This window comes from Pseudomonas azotoformans (genome assembly GCF_001579805.1).
In the GTDB taxonomy this organism is placed as follows: Bacteria; Pseudomonadota; Gammaproteobacteria; order Pseudomonadales; family Pseudomonadaceae; genus Aquipseudomonas; species Aquipseudomonas azotoformans_A.
Genome location: NZ_CP014546.1, coordinates 4514380 through 4536996, shown reverse-complemented (window position 1 = coordinate 4536996; position 22617 = coordinate 4514380). Strand labels below are relative to the sequence as shown.

Here is a 22617-nt window from a genome sequence, read left to right as displayed (position 1 = left end):
CATGCCGCAGTTCTTTATTGACCGCCCGATCTTCGCCTGGGTGGTCGCCCTCTTTATCCTGCTGGCCGGCTTGCTGGCGATCCCACAGTTGCCGGTGGCGCAGTACCCCAACGTCGCGCCGCCGAAAGTCGAGATCTACGCGGTGTACCCCGGTGCGTCGGCGCAGACCCTGGATGAAAGCGTGGTGAGCCTGATCGAGCAGGAGCTCAACGGCGCCGATCACTTGCTGTATTTCGAGTCCCAGAGCAGCCTCGGTTCGGCAACAATCACCGCCACCTTCCAGCCGGGCACCAACCCGGAAATGGCCCAGGTGGACGTGCAGAACCGCCTCAAAGCGGTGGAGCCGCGCCTGCCCCAGGCGGTGACCCAGCAAGGCTTGCAGGTGGAAAAAGTCTCCGCCGGCTTCCTGCTGCTGGTGACCCTCACCTCCAACGACGGCAAGCTCGATGACGTGGCGCTGAGTGATTACCTGGCGCGCAACGTGATGAACGAACTCAAGCGTCTCGACGGTGTGGGCAAGGCCCAGCTATATGGTGCCGAGCGCGCCATGCGCATCTGGATCGACCCGCAGAAGCTGATTGGTTTCAACCTGACGCCGGCCGACGTAAACGCCGCGATCAGCGCGCAGAACGCCCAGGTTTCGGCCGGCAGCATCGGTGATCTGCCGGGCACCAACACCCAGGAAATCACCGCCGCGATCCTGGTCAAGGGCCAGCTTTCGACACCTGCGGAATTTGCCGACATCGTGCTCAAGGCCAACCCGGACGGCTCCACCGTGCGCATCGGCGATGTGGCGCGGGTTGAAGTCGGCAGCCAGGAATACCAGTTCTCCACCCGCCTGAACGGCAAGCCGTCCACGGCTGTCAGCGTGCAGCTGTCGCCGGGCGCCAATGCGCTGAACACCGCGACGCTGGTGAGGGCGAAGATGGACGAGCTGTCGCGCTACTTCCCGGCCAATGTGGAATACAAGATCCCGTACGACACCTCGCCGTTCGTCAAGGTCTCGATCACCAAGGTGGTCTACACCCTGCTCGAAGCGATGGCGCTGGTGTTTGCGGTGATGTTCCTGTTCCTGCAGAACGTGCGCTACACCTTGATCCCGACGCTGGTGGTGCCGATTGCCCTGATGGGCACCTTCGCCACCATGTTGTTGCTGGGCTTCTCGATCAACGTATTGACCATGTTCGGCATGGTGCTGGCCATCGGCATCCTGGTGGACGACGCCATTGTGGTGGTAGAGAACGTCGAGCGCATCATGGCGACCGAGGGCTTGTCGCCCAAGGAGGCGACGAAAAAGGCCATGGGCCAGATCACCGGGGCCATCATCGGCATTACCCTGGTGCTGGTCGCGGTGTTCCTGCCGATGGCGTTCATGGCCGGTTCGGTGGGGGTGATCTACCAGCAGTTCTCGTTGTCGATGGCGACCTCGATCCTGTTCTCGGCGTTCCTCGCCCTGACCTTGACCCCAGCCCTGTGCGCCACCTTGCTCAAGCCGATTGCCAAGGGCGAACACCATGCCAAAGGCGGTTTCTTCGGTTGGTTCAACACGCGCTTTGAACGGCTCACCGACCGCTATGAAGGCTGGGTGGCCTACGCCCTCAAGCGCAGCGGCCGCTACCTGCTGATCTACCTGGTGTTGCTGGTAGGCCTGGGCTGGATGTTCAGCCGCCTGCCCTCCTCCTTCCTGCCGGTGGAAGACCAGGGCTACACCATCACCGACATCCAATTGCCGCCCGGCGCGAGCAAGAACCGCACGGTGCAGGTGGCCGAGCAGATCGAAGCGCACAACGCCGAGGAACCTGGGGTGGGCGACACCACCATGATCATGGGCTTCAGCTTCTCCGGTTCCGGGCAGAACGCCGCGCTGGCGTTTACCACGCTTAAGGATTGGTCGCAGCGCAGCAGCGATGATTCGGCTTCGTCGATTGCCGACCGCGCCAACATGGCCTTCAGCGAGCTCAAGGATGCAATTGCCTACGCGGTGCTGCCACCGCCGGTGGATGGCCTGGGCACCTCCAGTGGTTTCGAGTTCCGCCTGCAGGACCGTGGTGGTGTTGGCCACGCCGCGCTGATGGCGGCGCGTACCGAATTGCTGGCCGCCGCCGAGAAAAGCCCGATCCTGGCCAACGTGCGCGAAAGCGCCCTGGCCGAAGCCCCGCAAGTGCAACTGGAAGTGGACCGCAAGCAGGCCAACGCGCTGGGCGTATCGTTTGCGGACGTAGGCAATGTGTTGTCCTCGGCCATCGGGTCGGCCTACATCAACGACTTCCCCAACCAGGGCCGCATGCAGCGGGTGGTGGTGCAGGCTGAAGGCGACCAGCGCAGCCAGGTCGCGGACTTGATGAAAATCAACGTGCGCAACAACGCTGGCAAGATGGTGCCGCTGTCGTCCTTTGTCGAAGCCAAATGGACCCAGGGCCCGACGCAGCTGACCCGTTACAACGGCTACCCGGCTATCGCGATTTCCGGTGAAGCGGCTCCGGGGCACAGCACCGGTGAGGCAATGGACGAGATCCAGCGCCTGGTCAGCCAGTTGCCGGCAGGTCTTGGCCAGGAATGGACCGGTCTGTCGTTGCAGGAACGCTTGTCCGGTTCCCAGGCGCCCTTGCTGCTGGGCTTGTCGCTGCTGATCGTGTTCCTGTGCCTGGCGGCGTTGTACGAAAGCTGGTCGATCCCGACCTCGGTGTTGTTGGTGGTGCCGCTCGGTGTACTCGGCGCGGTGGTCGCGGTGAGCTTGCGCGGCATGCCCAACGATGTGTTCTTCAAGGTCGGCCTGATCACCATCATCGGCCTCTCGGCGAAGAACGCGATCCTGATCATCGAGTTCGCCAAGGACCTGTATGACCAGGGCGAAGACCTGGTCACCGCCACCTTGAAAGCCGCACGGTTGCGCCTGCGGCCGATCATCATGACGTCCCTGGCGTTCATCCTTGGCGTGGTGCCGCTGGCGATTGCCACCGGTGCCAGCTCGGCCAGCCAGCAGGCGATTGGTACAGGGGTGATCGGCGGGATGATCACCGCAACGCTGGCGGTGGTGTTTGTGCCGGTGTTCTTCGTGGTGGTCATGAAGCTAGTGCGCAAGCGCCACAAGACCGAGTGATGCTATGGTGCTCACAACCGCCTGCGTTGTGAGCACCTATGTCGTTTCTAGCCCGCACCCACCCCCGCCTCTCCGCCGCCGCCGTGTTCGGGATTGCCGTGGGCATCCTGGTGCCGGCCGACACCCTCGTCAGCAAAATCCTCATTGGCTGGAACGCCGGCGTCTGGACCTACCTGGTGCTCATGCTGTGGCTGACCCGCCGTGCCAAAGCCGAAGACGTCAAACGCATCGCCGAGGTCGAAGATGAGAACGCCGGCCTGGTGCTGTTCACGGTGTGCATCGCCGCCATTGCCAGTTTGGCGACCATCACCTTCGAACTGGTGGGCAGTAAAGACCTGGCGACCTCCGAGCGCCTGCTGCACTACGGCTTCACCGGGCTGACCGTGATCGGTTCGTGGTTGCTGATCGGGGTGATCTTCAGCGTGCATTACGCCCGCCTGTATTACACCTGGGACGGCAAGGAACCGGCATTGCGCTTTGCCGAGGGCCTGACCACCCCCAATTACTGGGACTTCCTGTACTTTTCCTTCACCATCGGCGTGGCGGTGCAGACCTCCGACGTGGGCGTCGCCACCCGTGGCATGCGCAAAGTGGTGCTGGGGCAATCGTTGATCGGCTTTCTGTTCAACACCGCGATCCTGGGGTTCTCGATCAATATCGCCGCCGGGCTGTTCGGTTGACGCTGCACAAACCTTCTAGACGCCCGGCACGCGTTGGGCGCTAATGGCCTCACTTAGTCCGCCCCGGTGTTTTATGGCCGCGCACAACTGGATCAACCTGTCCCAGGACGCCGACACCGGCATCGAGACCCTGCGCGCGCATTTTGAAGGCCACGCCTACGACCCTCACTGGCACGACAGCTACCTGATCGGCGTCACTGAACAAGGCGTGCAGCAATTCAACTGCCGCCGCACGCGCCACAATAGCGTACCGGGCCAGGTGTTTCTGGTGGAACCCGGCGAGCTGCATGACGGTGACGCGCCCACCGCAGACGGCTTCACCTACCACATGCTCTACCTCGATCCGCACTGGCTGGCGCGGGAAGTCAGTGCGGTGTTCGAAGAGGCGCCGTTGGACAGCCAGTTGAGTTTCGCCAGCACCTTGACCAGCGACCCACGCCTGGCCCTGGCCACCAGCCAAGCCTTCCAGACCCTGCACAGCGGCGAACTGCGCATCGTGCGCCAGCGCGCCATGGACCAATTGCTGGAGCGCCTCACCGGCCAACTCTACTGGCGCACCCGCTACCGCGACGACCCGCGATTGCCCTTGGTGGCGCACAAGGCGCGGGAATACCTGCATGCCCATTTGCAGTTTGATGTGGGCATGGACGAACTGGCGCTTGCGTGTGGCGTCGACCGCTTCCGCCTGACCCGTGCGTTCAAGAGCGCGTTTGGCCTGCCACCCCACGCCTATCTGGTGCAACTGCGCCTGGCCCGCGCCCGGCATTTGCTGGCCAGGGGCGACCAACCGGCAGATGTGGCGATTGCCCTGGGCTTTGCCGACCAGAGCCACCTGGGCCGCTGGTTCGTGCGCGCCTATGGGTTGACGCCTGCGGCGTACCGCAAGCGCTGCTCAAATCTTCCAGACAGGTCACCCGCGGGCTTGTGAAGATCGACTCCATCGATTGATTGTTCGGAGTCCACCATGCTGCCATTTATCCTGTTTGCCTTTGTCGCGTCCATCACCCCAGGCCCCACCAATATCCTGGTGCTCAGCAACAGCGCACGCTACGGCTTCAAGGCCGCGTTGCCGATCATTCTGGGGGCTTGCATGGGCGCGGCGGGCATTGTGCTGCTGGTGGGCTCGGGCGTCGGCCAGTCACTGGTGCAGTTGCCCAGGGTACAGAGTGCCATGCAATGGGCCGGTGTGGCCTGGTTGAGCTATCTCGCGTGGCAGATTTTCAGCGCGCCAGCAACGGCCATAGAGGTGCAGTCAACACACAAGCGACTGGGCTTGCGCGGCGCCGCCGGCCTGCAATTGATCAATCCCAAGACCTGGATGATGGCGCTGGCCGTGGTCAGTGTATTCGCGGGTCACGGTGCAGAACGCCAGAGCCAGGTGCTGGTGCTGTCCCTGGTGTTTTTCCTGATAGCACTGCCGTGCCTCGGGGCCTGGGCGGTGTTGGGTGCGGGGTCGAGCCGGCTTCTGTGCTCGCCAAACGCCATGCAGCGCTTCAACCGGTGCATGGCCCTGCTTCTGCTGGGCTCGGCGTGGCTGAGCGTGCTGATCTGAACGCAAAAAAAAAGGGGGAAGCCTTGGCTTCCCCCTGTTCAACTCAACGACAACGTTAGAAGTCGTAACGCACACCGAAGTTGACACCCCACGGCTGATCGATCTTCTTGCCTTGGCTGGTTTCGACGTCAGCGTGCAACTTGACGTTCTCCGAAACCGACATCGCCAAACCGGCCGCCAGCTCGATGCGCGAGCCCGACAGGTCGTTGTTGAAGGTCTGGTCGTTGATGAACACCTTGTTGCTCTGATCGAACTCATGGGCCACAGCGGTACGCAAGTAAGGCTGCAACACACCGCCGCTTTCCAGCTGGATGTTCTTGCCGGCGGTCACGCCGAGCTTGCCCACCACGGAGCTGGAACGGTCGCCCTTGGCCTGCAGGCCGTTGGTCAACTCGTAGCTTTGCGCCTGAGTAATGGTTGCCGACAACTGGCCGTAGGGTTCCACGTAAAAGTCGTTGTCCAGCTTGATATGACGGCCGAACTCCGCCGAGGCGCCCACGGCATTTTGCGCGTAGTTGCCCTTGGCTTTCTTGCCATCGCTCATGGTCACGTCGTTTTCCGTGTGCAAGCGGTTGAGCTTGGCCACACCGTCGAAGTACAGCCCGCTTTCGGCGTCCAGCCAGGTGGCGTAACCACCCACGTAGTAACTCTTCACTTCGCCGCTGCTGCCACGGGTCAGGCTGAGGTCGGAGGCACTGTGACCGGCCATCACACCCGCGATCCACTGGCCGTCACCGCCGGACAGTGGCGCATCGGCACCGATGGTGAAGCCCTTCTGGTTCTGCGTGTAGCCCGCACCGTTCTTGTTCGCCGCCACGTCGAATTTGTTGCCGTAGCTGCGCATCCACATCCCGTTGCCAGCGCCTTCACTGAAGCGCAGTTCACCCATGCGCGTACGTAGGATGCTCATTTCGCCGTACAGCACGGTGGGCGCGCTGTTGAACAGGGCCAGTACCGAATGGGCGCTGGTGCTGGTGCCCTTACGGTTGGGGTCGAGGAACCAGTCGGTGCCGTCCTTCTGCAGACCGTAGGCGTACGCCCCGACATCCACCGTACCGCTGGCCAAGCTGAACTGCGCATCCCCGCCTTCGGTGTGGACCACTTTGATCGGCTCGCCGTCGGCCAGGTTCGAGCCGCTGGCGGCCAGCATCAGGCTATGGTTGCCTTCAGCCTTGCCTGCCACGTTGAGGAAGTCGGTCTGATGGGTCAGGAAATCGGTGTTCATGATGAACGTACCGTTGCCTTCCAGGCTCTTCACGTCCAACTGGTAGAACTCATCCGGCCCGCCAAAATGCACGGCGCCGCCGCCCATTTTCAGAGCATCGACATTGCTGTCGCCCACCAGTACCCAATGGGAGGCGTCATTCACACTCAGCTCGGCGACGTTTTTCAACTGGCCGGTCAGCCAGGCGCCGTTGTTGAGCTGCGCTTTGGCGGTGCTGCCCTCTTCGACCACGATGTCGCCGAACAACGCGCTGTGGTCGACATTGAAGTTGGCGGTGGAGCCATTGGTCACTTCGAGCAGATTACCGTTGCTACCGAGCAGGCTCGAACCGTTGCGGACCTGGATATCCGCGTGGGTTCCCTCGCGGGTGACAATCGCAGCACCGTTCTTGCCTTCAACGCTGGAGCCGTCCAGCACCAGCGTACTGCCCAGCACGCCAGAGCTGCCATCGATGCCCATCAGCACGCCATTTTTGCCACCCACAATCTGACTGTTGGTGGCATTGGCCTGACCGCTATAGAGAGCCAGCCCCAAACCACTGGCACCGGTTGCTTCGACCTTTGTACCGATCAAGTCCAGCACGCTATAGGCGCTGGCAGTGGCCCCGCGTTGGGTGCCGGTGATCGTGCTGTCGACGACCTTCACGGAAGAACCCACTGTGCTGCCGTCGGTACGGGCGGCGATCAGCCCGGTGCCGTTGTTGTTGATAATGTTACTGTTGGTGATCAATACCTTGCTGTCGTTGGCATGCACAGCGGCAGGCGCCGTGCTGCGCGCAATCACATCAGAACCGTCTATACGAATATCGGAGTTGAACCCCGTGATGTCCTGGGTGGAACTGCCCGGTTCAACCACCAAGGTCGCGGACTGGGCGCGAATATCCTTGGTGACTGCACCTTTGACGGTAAATCCGGAACCTGGTTGCAACTCGTAGCGGTCCGAGGGAGAGCCCGGCAGCACGAAATCGTCGGGGGCGGTGATGCTTCGGGCATCCGCCGCGTGTGCCATGAGCATCAGCAACGTGACAGCGTTGGCTTTCAACGCGAGACTTAAAGGCGATGGTTTGAAATTGAATACAGATGACATTTGATGTACCTCTGGGTTGGCGTTCCTTTACGCAAGAATCTGGCTGGTTCCAAAGTGCGTGGGAGCCTGCCAATCGAGCGGTGCCAAGGTATCCAGAGTGATTACCGGTATATGTAGGACTTATCCTAAGTAGTTGCATCTATAGGCGTTTTGCTTCAGGAGAACTCTCCTGTTGCCTACATGGGAAGGTTTTTTTTTCCATAAAAAAGCCAAAGAGCGAATTAATCGCTCTTTGGCCTAGCCTCTCAACACTCACTATGGGCCGGGTACGGCGCTACCATCGCAGAAGGTCCCGTTAGTGCCCGGCGCCCCGGATTTCTGGCCGCGTACACGCTGGATCGCATTATTGGAGTTCAGGCTCCCTCCACCTGCCTGCGGGATGCTGTAGAAGAGTTTTGCGGAACCTGCAAGCCTTGTCGCAAACGTCGGTTGAATAGTTTTGAAGATCGTTGCATAGGGCCCGAGGTTGATCGTGAACCCCAGGTTGATGTCGGACTGTTGCATGATTGTGTGAGTTGCAGTACCCACCGCAGCGGGCACCTCCATACCCGCAGTAGCGGCATCATCGCTATAACCCTGCCAGTGCAACGTCACCACCATATTCAATGCAAACTCAGTGCTTGGCGGGATAAACACCACCAGATTACCGGGTGGAGGCCCTTTGGGTACGAAGCTGTCACAGTTGATGAAGACGTTCGCCGTAAGGTTTTGCACTACCGGTTTATCCAGCGAGACAAAGTTCGCGGTCACGTTCACAGGCGTAAGGGGTGATTGCTGTTTATTGGTGGTGCCCGCCGATTCGATGGTGTAATACGCCAGTTTGGTGCCGTTTTTTCCGGCGACGATCGCGGGCCAGAGGATGACCATGTCAATTTCTTGATCCGCGACGCCACTGGGAACAGGCAGGGCGGGAGGTACAAAAAGCCCGTCATAATAGAGCCTGATCGTAAAGGCTCGAGCGTCGGGGGTGGGTGGATCACTCCAAAGCTTAATGCGCGCAATAGCAGGGCGAGTGGCATGGTCGGGAGTCAGTTCATTGTCAGGCCCCTCTGCGCCCAAGAAGTCTCTACCGATCACCCGAACTGGATTCAGTTTGTTATTGATCAGGTCTGAACCACCCGGTGTAGGCCCTACAACAAACAGATCCAAATCGGTCGTCGCAGTCAAGACTGCTGGATAGGAAACCGTGCGGCGCTTGACCGAATAAGAAACCGTCAAGGGCAACAGCCCCACCGTTGCACCGTAAAGTGCTACCAGCGTGGCGTAATCGATCTGGATGGGGACCGGGAAAGTTGCACTGCCCACGGGAAAAGGTAGCTCAGTGTGCGAACCGAGGCTGGTGGTGAGGGTGACCACCAATTCATCGTCAGCGCGTAAGACGTTGTCATAGCCAGGGATACGCACCGTCAAACCGTTGAGTGCCGTAACGTCCGCACGGTCGGTCAACCCATCACCGGGGACAGCCAAATCGATGGTGGGAGCTTTGAAATTGCTGGGTTTGGGAAACAGGCTTACGTCAAAGTTGAAGGCACCCGACTGTTTGTACATCGGATTGCCGGGCGCATCGACGATCAGATACCGCAAGCTGTGGACGCCATCCGGAGCCCCTTGAACGACCGATAGCGGCAGGGGGAAAGTGCGATCGGCGGGAATTGGCCAATACGGATCAGGGTTACCTACAACGGGCAGGTAGGGATCATCCGAATTGGCGAAAAAGAACAGTGCCCGATCACCGGGGGCTTTGCCATAAGGAACATAGTCAGGAATGGTAAAAATTGCAGATTCATTCGGCTTGCTCATGAAGTAATCAGCCCCCACGGAAGCAGGCAGGTCACTGGGTGGAATAGGTGCAGGAATGGTTCCAACATAAGCCTCATAGGCCCCTTCAAGGTCAGCAATCAATAACTGGGGTAGAGACTCGGTGGTGTTACCCACTTTGAAAACGAAAAACGAATATTTGATCTGGTGAATACCAGGGGCACGCCGAGCACGCGCGATATTCACTTCGAGCCCGGTTGCCGGAAGTGAAGACACACTTTGGGTCAAATAAGGATCACCGAAGTCGGCTGCATCATTTGGCTTGATCCACAGACTGAAAAAGTCGGGTTCAAGTGGGTCCGTACTGAAGTCGTCGGGCCGGGGAACAATGAGTTTTGTGTTTTCGCTCAATGAGGCTGCGCGTTTCAGCAAGCCGGGAAAGCCTGGGACCTGATCCTCTAGTACTCCGTCAGGAAGAGCGGAAATTCCTGGATTGGCCCTGCGTGAATTCTCAAAGCATCGAATAGTGTCCAACGTATTCTTTTTCATGTTGATCTCCGGTGTTACTCAGGTAGCACAATAGTTTCAAGGCGTGCGCGAACGCACAACGATACATTGCTGAGGTTTAATCTTTATAAATACGACCTGAAAACTTCGGCCACCGACAACAATAACTGCTGCCGAAAACCGAAATCCATTATTTACTCGACAGCAGTGTTGCCACCCCCGTAGTTGAACATGAGATTACATCGCCCGCCTTGCAATAACCTGGCGCGCTATAGTTCAGATCAACATGAATTCTTCTAGGCGAAGACTCACCTATCAGTACACCACCGCGCCTGACTTGGTACCAGCCTTTCGCGCTGCCAAAGTCTCTCATAGGAACAACTTTTTCTTCGTAGGGAGCAACAACAAAATTCAATCCGTTGGCCAGGTCATTGCCGTTATTGAAAACGCCATTTTCAGCAAATCTTGACTCATCAATCACCGGTGGCACCCAGTTATAACTGTCATAACCCTCCCAGAAAAACCTGATCACGTCATTCAGTTCAAAGAGCGGATCAGCGGTGACATGCCAATGGACACCAAAAAACACTTCAGGCTTGGAGCAACAAGACAAATTGCCCGCACCGCCCACCAAGGTATGTTTTAGAACAGGCGCTGGAAATTGAATCAGCGTGCCAGTATTCACATTCACGAATGTATTATCAGACTGTTGGTCATTCACTCCGTTACTGGTGGTGTAATACACCGGCAGTGCAGGATGTATGAAGCCTTCCATCACGGCCCAGGGGATTACCGTAGAAAATACCAACTGGCCTGCCACGTCACCGGGCTGGACGGTATAGGAGGCCACGGGCCCAATCCCGTTCCAATAAAAGCCCAAGACCTCACCAGGCTGTGGATCCTCATAAAGCAATACACGCGCACGAGCACCTGCCGGATTGTCATCATGGTTGACCACGTTTTTGGTATTGGAGACAAGCCCCCGCACCTCCGTCAGCGGCAGATTCAGGTTGAGCAAGGCTGGCGCGTTGACGTGGTCCTGGCCGGCAATCTTTGTGTTGACATTGACAGGTATCGCGTAGGACGAAAATGGCGGCAGGCTGCCGCGAATAATATCGAAGCGCACCGGCACTGTTTCTGAGGCCAGTGGGTCCGTCAACGGTCCGCGTAGCACCGGCCAGTCAATCCGCACGTCGGTGGGGAAACCAATTACATCCTGGAGCGGGGCGGGACGGCCTTTCCAGTGAACGCGGACCTTATCCCCCGGCGCCCAATTGGTGTATGCATTAATCCTGACAAAAATACCGGCGCGGGCGTCATCACGCTTGATCAGCAAATCACTGTAACGTTCAGGCGGATAGATTTCTGGCAGTGGCCGTGGCCCGGGCAATGGAATTAACGAAAGCTGAAATGGAAGACCGGCACTGCGCACACTGAAATATCCGGCCCTGTCAAAAATCCGGTAAAAGATAAACGCAGCACCACTGATCAACACACGGAATTTGTCCGCCGGCAAGTAGACAATCAATGGATCGCTACTCAACACTAACTTATAAATATAATCTGGCCCGGCAACCGGAGGGTTTGCAGAATTGGACAAATAGAGGTGAATGTCATCTCCGTCGCTGCGGCCTGTATAAGGGAGAAGGTGCAGTGCGACCGGATCGTTATTTAGCAGGTAGGTTTCATCCACTGCAGGTGATGGAGGCACCACAAACTCGAGATGATCGGCAGGATCTAGTAACTCCGGGTTGCTCTGATCGATGGTGAGTGTTCTTTTGGGGTCTAGTTCGCTGGGACCACCAAATGAATCTGTGACGACGTAATACAGCTGAACTAAGCCAGCTAACGATTGCATGACAAGAGTGGGAATATACAGCACATGCTCAATAGGAAACGGCGGGGGTGGCGCAGTGACCGTCTTTGATTGCGTATAAATAACAGTGGCCCCTTGCATCAAAATGAGGTCAAGAATATGCGGGCTATCCAGCGGCACAGGCCCCGGCCCCCACATGGAAATTTTCACTTCCAGGTCTGCAAGCAACACATTTCTTTTTATTAGACCCGTTGGGTCTAAGGGGTCCACGCCGGTGATATCCATTGGAGCAAGTGACAGAACACCCTTCGCATTCAAAGACGATGCCCCAGTGCCGGTGCCTGAACTAGAGGTGGTTGGCATAACAACTTCCTCAACGCTGCAACGAGAAAGAACCAGCAACGACGGAACTACTGGTCGACTATTGAAGAAATTAAATACTCAATTTGATGCATCCGAAACTGTCAGAATTCACAGGTAAGGTGGACCGTTGGTCGTTCTACGACCCATTGGACGGGAGACTCTCACGGTTTTTTCTTGACGATTCAGGCTGCATGGTGTCTTCTGAAACCGGTTTCAGATAGTGCGCCAGTCGTCTATTCCAATAAGAAAGGCTCGTCTCATGACCCCATTTTCCGCCGCCCAGCGCAGCCGCGTCACCATGCTCGACGTCGCCGAACGCGCCGGTGTCTCCAAGGCCAGCGTGTCACGCTTTATCGGCGACGACCGCGCCCTGCTCTCCGATGCCATCGCCTTGCGCATCGAGCAAGCCATCAAACAACTCGGCTACCGCCCCAACCAGATGGCCCGTGGTCTCAAGCGTGGCCGCACGCGCCTGATCGGCATGCTGGTGGCCGATATCCGCAACCCCTATTCCATTGCCGTGATGCACGGTGTCGAAACCGCCTGCCGCCAACACGGTTACAGCCTGGTGGTGTGCAACACCGACCGCGATGACGAACAAGAGCGTCAGCATCTGGCGGCCCTGCGTTCGTACAACATCGAAGGGCTGATCGTGAACACCCTCGGCCATCACCTCGACCAACTGCTGGAACTGCAACGGGAAATGCCCCTGGTGCTGGTGGACCGCAAAGTCGAGCCGCTGCACAGCGATCTGGTGGGGTTGGATAACCCGGCAGCCGTGCGCATGGCGGTGGAGCACTTGGAGCAACAGGGTTATCGCGATGTGCTGCTGGTGAGCGAAGCCACCGATGGCACCAGTTCGCGCCTGGAGCGCCTGGAGAGCTTCAAGGCTGAGATTGCCAACCGTCCGAAATTGACCGGTGCCGTGCTGGAGTTGGATGACGCGCTGCAACAACACCTGCAAACCTTTCTCGCAAAACCTGGCCCCAAGGCACTGTTCTGTGCCAACGGCGTCGCAGCGCTGGCCTGCACCCGTGTGCTGAAGAATCTGGGCTGCAACCTGTTCGATGACGTAGGCCTGATCGCCCTGGATGACCTGGATTGGTATCCATTGGTGGGCAGCGGCATCACCGCCCTCGCCCAACCCACCGACGCCATTGGCGCCTCGGCGTTCGACTGCCTGCTCAAGCGCTTGCGCGGCGACACCGAGCCGACGCGTACCCTGGATTTCTTGCCCCAACTGATTATCCGAGGCTCAACACAGCTCCCACAGCTTTGATTTTCGCTTAAAAATGAAACCGGTTTCAGAGGTAAACAACAATGCATAAATACCCCGTCTCCATCAGCCTTTCCAGCTACGGCGCCGACTTGGTACGCCAGCAGGGGCAATTGAGTTTCGTCAAGGTCCTAGCCGCCGCCGGCGCCCAGCGCATCGAATGGCGCGAAGAGCTTTTAACCGACGAACAGCCCACCGAACTGGCCCAGGCCGCGGCGCAACAGCACCTGGAATCGGTGTTCTCATCGCCCCTGGAACTGTGGGTCGCCGGCCGCGCCCAAGCGAATGCTGAACTCGCGGCCACCCTGGATAGGGCGCAGGCGTTCGGTTCACGCTGGCTGAAAGTCTCCCTCGGTTACTTCACCGACACCAACGACCTGGAAAGCCTGCACGCCCTGCTCAACCGCCACTCGGTTCGGCTGCTGGTAGAGAACGATCAGACCCTGCATGGCGGCCGCATCGAACCGATACAGCGTTTCTTCACCGAAGTGGAACGCCTGGGCCTGCCGGTCAAGATGACCTTCGATATCGGCAACTGGCAGTGGCAGGACCAGTCCGCCCTCACCGCCGCACGCCTGCTGGGCCGGCATGTGGATTACCTGCACTGCAAGGCCGTGGCCCGGCGCGCCGATGGCAAGCTGGTCGCCCTGCCGCCTGGCGCCACCGACCTGCATTTGTGGGAACAACTGCTCAAGCACATGACTCCAGGTATTAGCCGGGCCGTGGAATTTCCGCTGCAAGGCGATGACCTGGTCGCAATCACCGCCCAGCAGGTCACCGCCCTCGCCCTGCTGGGCCAACCTCATGCGGAGCACGCTCATGTCTGAGATCGATATCCTCTCGTTTGGTGAAACCATGGCGATGTTTGTCGCCGAGCAAACCGGCGACTTGGCCCAGGTGGCTCAGTTCCATAAACGCATCGCGGGGGCCGACAGTAACGTCGCCATCGGCCTATCGCGCCTGGGCTTCAACGTGGCGTGGTTGAGTCGGGTGGGCAACGATTCCCTCGGGCGCTTTGTGGTCGACACCTTGACCCAGGAAGGCCTGGATTGCCGGCATGTGGCGGTCGACCCGCTGCATCCCACCGGTTTTCAATTCAAGTCCCGCGAAGAAGCCGGTGATGATCCCCAGGTGGAGTACTTCCGCAAGGGCTCGGCGGCCAGTCACTTGTCCATCGCGGCCATCAGTCCTGCGTTGCTGCAAGCCCGCCATCTGCATGCCACCGGGATTCCGCCCGCGTTGTCCGAGGCCACACGCGAGTTGTCCGTCGAGCTGATGACGCAAATGCGCAAAGCTGGGCGCAGCGTGTCGTTCGACCCCAACCTGCGCCCGTCGTTGTGGGCCAACCAACAGACGATGATCCGCGAAATCAACGCCCTCGCAGGGCTCGCCGATTGGGTTCTGCCGGGCCTGGGCGAAGGCCGTCTGCTCACCGGTTTCGATGACCCGGCCGATATTGCCGCGTTCTATCTGGACCAGGGCGCCGAAGCCGTGGCAATCAAGCTCGGCCCGGACGGCGCCTACTACCGCACTCACCTGGACCAGGGCTTTGTTGCCGCCGTGCGCGTGGACAAAGTCGTGGACACGGTCGGAGCCGGTGACGGTTTTGCCGTGGGCATGATCAGCGCCCTGCTGGAAAACCTCAGCTTTCCCGAGGCGGTACAGCGCGGCAACTGGATCGGCAGCCGCGCCGTGCAAAGCCGTGGCGACATGGAAGGCCTGCCCGCCCGCTCAGAGTTACCCATTCGATCCGTTGCCTAACCCACTACCTGTTGCCACAACTACAACAAGCTCAGGAGCAACCCCATGGACACCGTGAAACTCGCCACCCGCCGTTGGTGGTACATCATGCCCATCGTTTTTATCACCTACAGCCTGGCGTACCTGGACCGCGCCAACTACGGCTTCGCCGCTGCCTCCGGGATGGCCGAAGACCTGATGATCACCCCCGGCATGTCGTCATTGCTGGGCGCGCTGTTTTTCCTCGGTTACTTTTTCTTCCAGGTGCCGGGGGCGATCTACGCGCAAAAGCGCAGCGTCAAGAAGCTGATTTTCGTCAGCCTGATCCTGTGGGGCGGCCTCGCCACCCTGACCGGCGTGGTGTCCAACGCCTACATGCTGATCGTGATCCGCTTCATGCTCGGCGTGGTCGAAGCCGCCGTGATGCCGGCGATGCTGGTGTACCTGTGCCACTGGTTCACCCGTGCCGAACGCTCGCGCGCCAATACCTTCCTGATCCTCGGCAACCCGGTGACCATGCTGTGGATGTCGGTGGTGTCGGGCTACCTGGTGCAGCATTTCAGCTGGCGCTGGATGTTTATCATCGAAGGCCTGCCGGCGGTGCTGTGGGCGTTTATCTGGTGGAAGCTGGCCGATGAGCGTCCAAAGGATGCCAAGTGGCTGAGCGACTCCGAGAAACAGGATCTGGAAACCGCGCTGGCCGCCGAGCAAGTCGGGATCAAGGCGGTGAAGAACTACGCCGAGGCGTTCCGTTCGCCCAAAGTGATCATCCTGGCCCTGCAATTTTTCTGCTGGAGCATTGGCGTGTACGGCTTTGTGCTGTGGCTGCCGTCGATCCTCAAGCAAGGCTTGCAGATGGACATGGTCGAGGCCGGCTGGTTGTCGGCGCTGCCCTACCTGGCGGCGGTGATTGGCATGCTGGTGGTGTCCTGGGGCTCGGACAAGCTGCAAAAGCGCAAACGTTTCGTGTGGCCGCCGTTGCTGATTGCCTCGATTGCTTTCTATGCGTCCTACATGCTCGGTGCCGAACACTTCTGGTGGTCCTACACCTTACTGGTGATCGCCGGGGCCTGCATGTACGCGCCCTACGGTCCGTTTTTTGCGATTGTCCCGGAGATCCTACCGGCCAACGTCGCCGGGGGTGCCATGGCGCTGATAAACAGCATGGGCGCCCTGGGTTCATTCGGCGGCTCGTACCTGGTGGGCTACCTCAATAGCAGCACCGGTTCGCCCGGCGCTTCGTACTTGCTGATGAGCGGCGCGTTGCTGCTGTCAGTGGTGCTGACGATTTTTCTCAAGCCCGGCGCAAGTGATCGCACGCCGGTGCCCCACCTGGAATTGAAGGTAAAGACCGCATGAAAAAGTCTGTCGTGTTGTACAAGAAACTCTCTGCGCCGCTGATGGCCCGCCTGCATGAACAGGCCGATGTCACGCTGATCGAAGCACTCGACGATACTGGCGTGGCCAAGCTGCGCGACGCCCTGCCCGGCGCCCACGGCCTGCTGGGCGCCAGCCTGCGCCTGGACGCCAAGCTGCTCGACCTGGCGCCGCAGTTGCAAGCCGTGGCCAGCGTGTCGGTTGGCGTCGACAACTATGACATCGACTACCTGACCGCGCGCGGTATCCTGCTCAGCAACACCCCCGACGTACTCACTGAAACCACCGCCGACACCGGTTTTGCGCTGATCCTCGCCACCGCGCGGCGTGTGGTGGAACTGGCCGACATGGTGCGTGCCGGCCAGTGGAACAAAAACATCGGCCCGGCGCATTTCGGCAGCGACGTGCATGGCAAGACCCTGGGCATCATCGGCATGGGCCGCATTGGCGAAGCGCTGGCCCAGCGTGGGCATTTTGGCTTTGGCATGCCGGTGATCTATCACAGCCATTCGCCCAAGCCGGCAGTGGAAGCGCGTTTTGGTGCACAATTCCGCAGCCTGAACGACTTGCTGCAACAGGCCGACTTTGTTTGCCTGACCTTGCCGCTCACCGCTGAAACCGAGAAATTGATTGGCGCCGAACAGTTCGCGCTGATGGGGCCGGAGACGATCTTCATCAACATTTCGCGGGGCAAAGTGGTGGATGAAGCAGCGCTGGTGGAAGCGCTGCAACAACGCACCATTCGGGCGGCGGGGTTGGATGTGTTTGAGAAGGAGCCGCTGGATCACGGCTCGCCGTTGTTGCGTTTGAACAATGTCGTCGCGACGCCGCATATCGGTTCGGCCACCCATGAGACGCGGGAGGCCATGGCCAAATGTGCGGTGGATAATCTGTTGCAGGCGTTGGCAGGTGAGCGACCAAAAAACTTGGTGAATGCGGCCGCCTGGAAACACTGATTCTACTGTGGTGAGCGAGCTTGCCTCGCGCGGGGCAAGCCCGCTCACCACAAAGTGCAGGTTCCTGACGCATTCAGATAACGAACCGCGCCACCATCCCATTCAAATCCACCGCCAGGCGCGACAGTTCATGGCTGGCCGCGCTGGTCTGGTTGGCACCCGCCGCCGACTGGGTCGCCAGGTCGCGGATGTTGACGAGGTTGCGGTCCACTTCGCGGGAGACTTGGGCCTGTTCTTCCGAGGCGCTGGCGATGACGAGGTTGCGTTCGTTGATCAGGCTGATGGATTGGGTGATCTGCTCCAGGGCTACCCCGGCGGCGCGGGCCATTTCCAGGGTGTCCTGGGTGCGCTGGTTGCTCTGCTGCATCGATTGCACGGCTTCACCGGTGCCGTTCTGGATGCCGGCGACCATTTTCTCGATCTCCTGGGTCGACTGCGCGGTGCGATGGGCCAGCGCACGCACCTCATCGGCCACCACCGCAAAGCCACGCCCGGCTTCACCGGCACGCGCCGCCTCGATGGCGGCGTTGAGCGCCAGCAGGTTGGTCTGTTCGGCAATCGCGCGAATCACGTCCAGCACTTTGCCGATATCGCGGCCTTGGGTGGCCAGGCCTTCGATCATCGCGGCGGTGTTTTGTACGTCCTGCGTCATGGTCTGAATCGCACCGACGGTTTCCACCACGCGGTCGCGGCCTTCGCGGGCGGCCTGGTTGGACTGGGTCGAGGCCTCAGAGGTGGAGACCGCGTTGCGCGCCACTTCTTCCACCGCCGCCGTCATCTCGTTGACCGCCGTAGCGGCCTGGTCGATTTCGTTGTTCTGTTGTTGCAAGCCTTTGGAAGCTTCTTCGGTGACCGCGCTTAACTCTTCCGCCGCCGAAGCCAGCTGCGTCGCGGAGCCGGCGATGTGCTGGATGGTCTGGCGCAGGTTGGCCTGCATCGCGGCCAGGGCGCCGAGCAGGCGGGCGGGTTCGTCCTTGCCGTCGTCTTCGATAGTTTTGCTCAGGTTACCGCTGGCGATGGTTTCTGCGACTTCCACGGCTTTGCGCAGCGGCGTGACGATGCTGCGCGTCAACAACCACGCCAACAGCACGGTCAGCAGCGCGGCAGCGACAGAGACCGCAATCACGCCCGTGATGGCGCCGTCGTAACTTTGCCCGGCTTCAGCGTCGGCGGTCTTGGCATCCGCCGCGTTGATGGCGATGAGCTTATTCAACTGCTCGCCCATCTGGTCAGTGCCGTCCTTGATGCGCGTGTTGATCAAGGCACGCATGCCATCCAGGTTGCCCTGCCTGGACAGTGCCAGCATGTCGGCCTGAGCCTTGAAGTAGTTGTCCAGGGTGACCACAAACGTCTTGTAAAGCGCAGTCTCCTCCGGGCCGGCCGGCAGCGCAGCGTACGTGGCCTGGGCCGTCTTGACCTTGTCGGCGAGCACGCCCATGCGCGTTTCGGCTTCTTGCAGGCTGGCAGGCTCACGGTTGATCAACACACGGAACGACAGGATACGCAGGCGCAGTACGTTTTCCGTGATAACGCCCAGCGACGTCACGCTGGGCACCTGGTTGGCACTCATGTCCACCGAAGACTGCCGGATCTGCGTCATACGGTTGACCGCAAACACCCCCAATAGAATCACTAACAATGCAATGAACGCGAAACCGAGAAACGCTCGTGGGGCAATATTCAGTTGACGGAGGGACATAGGGGGAGCTCTCAGAAGTAGTGTTTGCGAGCGTCCCTGCCGCGAAACGATCAGTCGGCGTCAACGCGCCGTTCTGACCTTTGGTCACCACTGTTATCGTTGGTATGTGGGCCTATCCTCGATATCGGCAGGGCCTGGGGTTTCCCACAGGTCCTCCATAAATATTTTTTTACACTTCTGACGACCGGCAGTTTCTGGCATCCTGCGCCTCCATTTTCTGACCCGAGCCCGTATTTTGTCTGACGCTCAAGCCCCCCGCCCGCGCTATAAATCCGACCTGATCTACGGCCTGGAAGACCGCCCCCACTTCACCGCCGCGATTTTTGCCGCGCTGCAGCATGTGCTGGCGAGTTTTGTCGGGATCATCACGCCCACGCTGATCGTCGGCGGCGTGCTGGGCCTGGAAAGCGAAGTGCCGTATCTGGTGAGCATGGCGCTGTTTGTGTCGGGGCTCGGCACCTTTGTGCAGGCACGCAAGTTCGGCCCGATCGGTTCCGGGCTGTTGTGCCTGCAGGGCACCAGTTTTTCGTTTATCAGCGTGATCCTCAGCGCGGGTTTCATGGTCAAGGCGCGTGGTGGCGGCACCGATGAGATTCTCTCGACGATCTTTGGTATCTGCTTTTTCGCCGCGTTTATCGAGGTGGTGCTGAGCCAGTTCATCGGCAAGCTGCGCATGCTGATCACCCCGGTGGTCACCGGCACCATCATTACCCTGATGGGCTTGTCACTGATCAAGGTCGCGGTCACCGACATGGCCGGCGGCTATGGCGCCCAGGACCTCGGCGCGGCCGCCAACATGGGCCTCGCGGCCTTGGTGCTGCTGACCATCGTCGTCCTCAACCGCTTCAGCAACCCTTTCCTGCGCCTGGGCTCCATCGTCATCGGCTTGACCCTGGGCTTTGTGGTGGCCTGGATGATCGGCCGCGTAGACATGGCGGCGTTGCCGCACGTGCCGTTGATCAGCGTGCCGGTGCCGTTCAAATACGGGTTTTCGTTCGACTGGGTGGCGTTTATCCCGGTGGCGGTGATCTTCCTGATTTCGCCGTTGGAAGCGGCCGGTGACTTGACCGCCAACTCGATGATTTCCCAGCAGCCGGTCAAGGGCCCGCTGTATATCAAGCGCATCAAGTCGGGCCTGCTCGCCGACGGCCTCAACTCAGCGATGGCGGCCACTTTCAACAGCCTGCCAATGGTGACTTTTGCCCAGAACAACGGCGTGATCCAGTTGACCGGCGTGGCCAGCCGCTACGTGGCGTACTTCATCGCAGGCCTCTTGGTGCTGCTGGGGTTGTTCCCGATGATCGGCGCGGTGTTGCAACTGATGCCCAAGCCGGTACTGGGTGGCGCGACCCTGATCATGTTCGGCACCGTGGCCGTCGCAGGCATCAAGATCCTCGCCGAAGCCGGCCTGCATCGACGCAACGTGCTGATCGTGGCGATCTCCCTGGGCATGGGCCTGGGCGTTGCCGCCGTGCCGGAAGTGCTGCGCGACCTGCCCAAGGCGCTGCACAACATCTTCGAGTCGCCGATCACCGTGGGGGCTTTCTGTGCAATCCTGCTGAACATTTTCCTGCCGGAAGAGTTCATAGAGCTGGAAGAAGATGAATTTGATCCGGAGTCCTCGACCCTCAAAGTGATGCAGGACCCGGACGTCACGAAATAGGAGCACTGTTATATGCGCAAGCTCATGGTTCTATCGCTGTTGCTGCTGACCCTGAGCGCCTGCGCGCTGTTCCCCAACCGCGACCCGGTAAACATCAACGTGGTGGGCATCGAGCCCCTGCAAAGCCAGGACCTGGAAGTGCGTTTCGCCGTGAAACTGCGGGTACAGAACCCCAATGAAACGGCGATCGACTACAACGGCGTCGCCCTGGACCTGGAGGTCAATGGCCGGCCGCTGGCGTCGGGGGTGAGTGATCAACGCGGTTCCATCCCTCGCTTTTCCGAGACCGTTCTGATGGTGCCGGTGAGTGTTTCGGCGTTTTCGGTGTTGCGCCAGACCCTGGGCCTGAGCCAGACCCAGAGTTTGAACAATCTGCCCTATGTGCTGCGGGGCAAGCTGGCCGGTGGGCTGTTTGGCACGATGCGTTTTGTCGACCGTGGCACACTGGACCTGCCGAATACCGCTACCTGGTAAACGCCATGCAACTAACATTGCTGACCTGTGGTTGTGGCGAGCCACAGTAGTGTTTTAGTCGGTGATGTAGCGCACGCCTGGCCTGGCACGCTCATCCACCACCAACTCGAATACATCCGGCCGGGCGTAATGCCCCACCACGTCATAGTCATACCGCGCACGCACCAAATCCTCCGTGTTGATTTGCGCCGTCAGCAGCCCGACTTCCCCCAGCAACGGCCCCGCCAGAATGTCGCCCATGGGGCCGACGATCACACTGCCCCCTGCGATCAACGGTCGCTCAGCCGGCCAGTTGGCAACCTCGATGCCCAACGCCTCGGGCGACGCCTGCACCTGGCACGCACTCACCACAAAACAGCGCCCTTCATGGGCCACATGGCGCATGCTCACCTGCCACATCTCGCGCTCATCAACCGTCGGCGCGCACCACACCTCCACGCCCTTGGCGTACATCGCCGTGCGCAGCAACGGCATCATGTTTTCCCAGCACACCGCGCCGCCGACACGTCCCACAGCCGTATCGATCACCGGCAGGGTCGAGCCGTCGCCCTTGCCCCAGATCAGCCGTTCGGTACCGGTCGGCATTAATTTGCGGTGCTTGGCCACCAGCCCAACCGTCGGTTCGAAATACAGCACGGTGCAATACAGCGTGCTACCGCTGCGCTCGATCACACCCAGAACCAGGCTGGCGCCGGTGCGTGCCGACAGCCCGGCCAGCGCCTGTGTTTCAGGGCCTGGCACATCGATAGCATTGGCAAAATAGCGGGCAAAGGCTTCACGCCCTTCCGGCAGGCGGTAACCCAATTGCGTGCCGAACCCTTCGCCCTTGGGATAGCCACCGAGCAACGCCTCCGGCATGACCACCAATTGCGCACCGCTACGGGCAATTTCGTCTTCATAACCCAGTATTTGCGCCAGGGTTTCAGCCTTGCCGCCGGGCAAGGAACCGATTTGCAACGCAGCCACGGTAGAAACAGGCATCACGATCACTCCAAAGTCAGGGGTTGCCCATTCTCCCGCCAGCCTCGATCATGAATCCCGCACCGACAGATTTTTTGGACTTTTTGGCCATTTTGGAACCTCTAAACACCTGCTACCGACGCTTTTCGTAGACTTCTAGCCATGAAGGGACACAATTGATGTACTAATCGTAGATAGCGACGTAAATGGCGGATATTTAATCGTTAGACTTCAGTTGAATGTGCGGGTGGCGTCTGTTGAGAGTCCTGCGACTGCGCGATTTTGAAACTTTCCGAGTCTGAATATCCCTATTGCTGCCTTTGTGTTCGAAAATTTGAAACTGTGGGGGTAAAAATTTGTTCAAATTCGTGACTCTGGTGATTGG

Annotated in this window: 16 protein-coding genes; 11 read left to right on the top strand and 5 right to left on the bottom strand. The window is 59.7% G+C overall.

Translation table 11 applies throughout. The features are described from left to right. Window position 1 precedes the first annotated feature (1 nt). The 4 genes from AYR47_RS20920 to AYR47_RS20905 all read left to right on the top strand — a co-directional run bounded on the left by AYR47_RS20920 (window position 2) and on the right by AYR47_RS20905 (window position 5332). On the top strand, window positions 2-3100 hold the full coding sequence (locus AYR47_RS20920) for an efflux RND transporter permease subunit (RefSeq protein ID WP_061436674.1): 3099 nt from the start codon (window positions 2-4) through the stop codon (window positions 3098-3100). A 38-nt stretch (window positions 3101-3138) separates the two neighbouring features. Beyond that, entirely contained in the window at window positions 3139-3780 is a 642-nt protein-coding gene (locus AYR47_RS20915) for a DUF1345 domain-containing protein (RefSeq protein ID WP_061436673.1), read from the top strand. A 73-nt stretch (window positions 3781-3853) separates the two neighbouring features. Continuing rightward, window positions 3854-4708 (top strand): AraC family transcriptional regulator, encoded by an 855-nt coding sequence (locus AYR47_RS20910; protein WP_061436672.1) that lies wholly within the window; start codon window positions 3854-3856, stop codon window positions 4706-4708. Between the two features lie 36 nt (window positions 4709-4744). Continuing rightward, window positions 4745-5332, top strand: coding sequence for a LysE family translocator (locus AYR47_RS20905; protein ID WP_061436671.1), 588 nt, complete (start codon window positions 4745-4747; stop codon window positions 5330-5332). A 55-nt stretch (window positions 5333-5387) separates the two neighbouring features. On the opposite strand, the gene AYR47_RS20900 is transcribed toward AYR47_RS20905, so the two are convergent. From AYR47_RS20900 to AYR47_RS20890, 3 genes are all read right to left on the bottom strand, one after another. Further along, on the bottom strand, window positions 5388-7643 hold the full coding sequence (locus AYR47_RS20900) for an autotransporter outer membrane beta-barrel domain-containing protein (protein ID WP_061436670.1): 2256 nt from the start codon (window positions 7641-7643) through the stop codon (window positions 5388-5390). 255 nt (window positions 7644-7898) lie between these two features. Further along, entirely contained in the window at window positions 7899-9950 is a 2052-nt protein-coding gene (locus tag AYR47_RS20895; protein WP_061436668.1) for a hypothetical protein, read from the bottom strand. Window positions 9951-10098: 148 nt separating this feature from the next. Then, window positions 10099-12087, bottom strand: a complete 1989-nt coding sequence (locus AYR47_RS20890; RefSeq protein WP_061436664.1) for a hypothetical protein — start codon at window positions 12085-12087, stop codon at window positions 10099-10101. A 259-nt stretch (window positions 12088-12346) separates the two neighbouring features. Between AYR47_RS20890 and AYR47_RS20885 the strand changes: the two genes are divergently transcribed. Genes AYR47_RS20885 through AYR47_RS20865 form a run of 5 tightly spaced genes read left to right on the top strand, consistent with a single transcriptional unit; the run spans window position 12347 to window position 17436 of the window. Then, window positions 12347-13366, top strand: coding sequence for a LacI family DNA-binding transcriptional regulator (locus AYR47_RS20885; RefSeq protein WP_033900391.1), 1020 nt, complete (start codon window positions 12347-12349; stop codon window positions 13364-13366). Window positions 13367-13407: 41 nt separating this feature from the next. Then, window positions 13408-14190 (top strand): sugar phosphate isomerase/epimerase family protein, encoded by a 783-nt coding sequence (locus tag AYR47_RS20880; RefSeq protein WP_033900390.1) that lies wholly within the window; start codon window positions 13408-13410, stop codon window positions 14188-14190. Then, a complete protein-coding gene (locus AYR47_RS20875; protein ID WP_033900388.1) occupies window positions 14183-15124 on the top strand; it encodes a sugar kinase in 942 nt (313 codons plus the stop codon). Before AYR47_RS20880 ends, AYR47_RS20875 begins: the two co-directional genes overlap by 8 nt. Before the next feature lie 45 nt (window positions 15125-15169). Then, window positions 15170-16462 (top strand): MFS transporter, encoded by a 1293-nt coding sequence (locus tag AYR47_RS20870; RefSeq protein WP_033900386.1) that lies wholly within the window; start codon window positions 15170-15172, stop codon window positions 16460-16462. Beyond that, a complete protein-coding gene (locus AYR47_RS20865; protein ID WP_061436662.1) occupies window positions 16459-17436 on the top strand; it encodes a 2-hydroxyacid dehydrogenase in 978 nt (325 codons plus the stop codon). The genes AYR47_RS20870 and AYR47_RS20865 overlap by 4 nt, the downstream gene beginning before the upstream one ends. 73 nt (window positions 17437-17509) lie before the next feature. On the opposite strand, the gene AYR47_RS20860 is transcribed toward AYR47_RS20865, so the two are convergent. Next, window positions 17510-19135 (bottom strand): methyl-accepting chemotaxis protein, encoded by a 1626-nt coding sequence (locus tag AYR47_RS20860; protein WP_033900380.1) that lies wholly within the window; start codon window positions 19133-19135, stop codon window positions 17510-17512. A gap of 235 nt (window positions 19136-19370) precedes the next feature. Here AYR47_RS20860 and AYR47_RS20855 point away from each other — a divergent pair, with 235 nt between their 5' ends. Both AYR47_RS20855 and AYR47_RS20850 read left to right on the top strand, forming a co-directional pair. Beyond that, window positions 19371-20798: a nucleobase:cation symporter-2 family protein gene (locus AYR47_RS20855; RefSeq protein ID WP_033900378.1), complete on the top strand. Its 1428-nt coding sequence runs from the start codon at window positions 19371-19373 to the stop codon at window positions 20796-20798. Window positions 20799-20810: 12 nt separating this feature from the next. Next, window positions 20811-21272, top strand: a complete 462-nt coding sequence (locus tag AYR47_RS20850; RefSeq protein ID WP_016979398.1) for an LEA type 2 family protein — start codon at window positions 20811-20813, stop codon at window positions 21270-21272. A 54-nt stretch (window positions 21273-21326) separates the two neighbouring features. Here the strand turns inward: AYR47_RS20850 and AYR47_RS20845 are convergent, their stop codons facing one another. Beyond that, complete coding sequence (locus AYR47_RS20845; protein ID WP_061436660.1) at window positions 21327-22253, bottom strand: carbon-nitrogen hydrolase family protein; 927 nt, start codon at window positions 22251-22253, stop codon at window positions 21327-21329. Window positions 22254-22617: the final 364 nt, after the last annotated feature.

Bases quoted from the DNA above. Each gene is read 5' to 3' on its own strand.
- AYR47_RS20905 (WP_061436671.1), top strand. From the start codon at position 4,745: ATGCTGCCATTTATCCTGTTTGCCTTTGTCGCGTCCATCACCCCAGGC.
- AYR47_RS20860 (WP_033900380.1), bottom strand. From the start codon at position 19,135: ATGTCCCTCCGTCAACTGAATATTGCCCCACGAGCGTTTCTCGGTTTC.
- AYR47_RS20920 (WP_061436674.1), top strand. From the start codon at position 2: ATGCCGCAGTTCTTTATTGACCGCCCGATCTTCGCCTGGGTGGTCGCC.
- AYR47_RS20915 (WP_061436673.1), top strand. From the start codon at position 3,139: ATGTCGTTTCTAGCCCGCACCCACCCCCGCCTCTCCGCCGCCGCCGTG.
- AYR47_RS20895 (WP_061436668.1), bottom strand. From the start codon at position 9,950: ATGAAAAAGAATACGTTGGACACTATTCGATGCTTTGAGAATTCACGC.
- AYR47_RS20865 (WP_061436662.1), top strand. From the start codon at position 16,459: ATGAAAAAGTCTGTCGTGTTGTACAAGAAACTCTCTGCGCCGCTGATG.
- AYR47_RS20845 (WP_061436660.1), bottom strand. From the start codon at position 22,253: ATGCCTGTTTCTACCGTGGCTGCGTTGCAAATCGGTTCCTTGCCCGGC.
- AYR47_RS20900 (WP_061436670.1), bottom strand. From the start codon at position 7,643: ATGTCATCTGTATTCAATTTCAAACCATCGCCTTTAAGTCTCGCGTTG.
- AYR47_RS20870 (WP_033900386.1), top strand. From the start codon at position 15,170: ATGGACACCGTGAAACTCGCCACCCGCCGTTGGTGGTACATCATGCCC.
- AYR47_RS20850 (WP_016979398.1), top strand. From the start codon at position 20,811: ATGCGCAAGCTCATGGTTCTATCGCTGTTGCTGCTGACCCTGAGCGCC.
- AYR47_RS20875 (WP_033900388.1), top strand. From the start codon at position 14,183: ATGTCTGAGATCGATATCCTCTCGTTTGGTGAAACCATGGCGATGTTT.
- AYR47_RS20885 (WP_033900391.1), top strand. From the start codon at position 12,347: ATGACCCCATTTTCCGCCGCCCAGCGCAGCCGCGTCACCATGCTCGAC.
- AYR47_RS20880 (WP_033900390.1), top strand. From the start codon at position 13,408: ATGCATAAATACCCCGTCTCCATCAGCCTTTCCAGCTACGGCGCCGAC.
- AYR47_RS20890 (WP_061436664.1), bottom strand. From the start codon at position 12,087: ATGCCAACCACCTCTAGTTCAGGCACCGGCACTGGGGCATCGTCTTTG.
- AYR47_RS20910 (WP_061436672.1), top strand. From the start codon at position 3,854: ATGGCCGCGCACAACTGGATCAACCTGTCCCAGGACGCCGACACCGGC.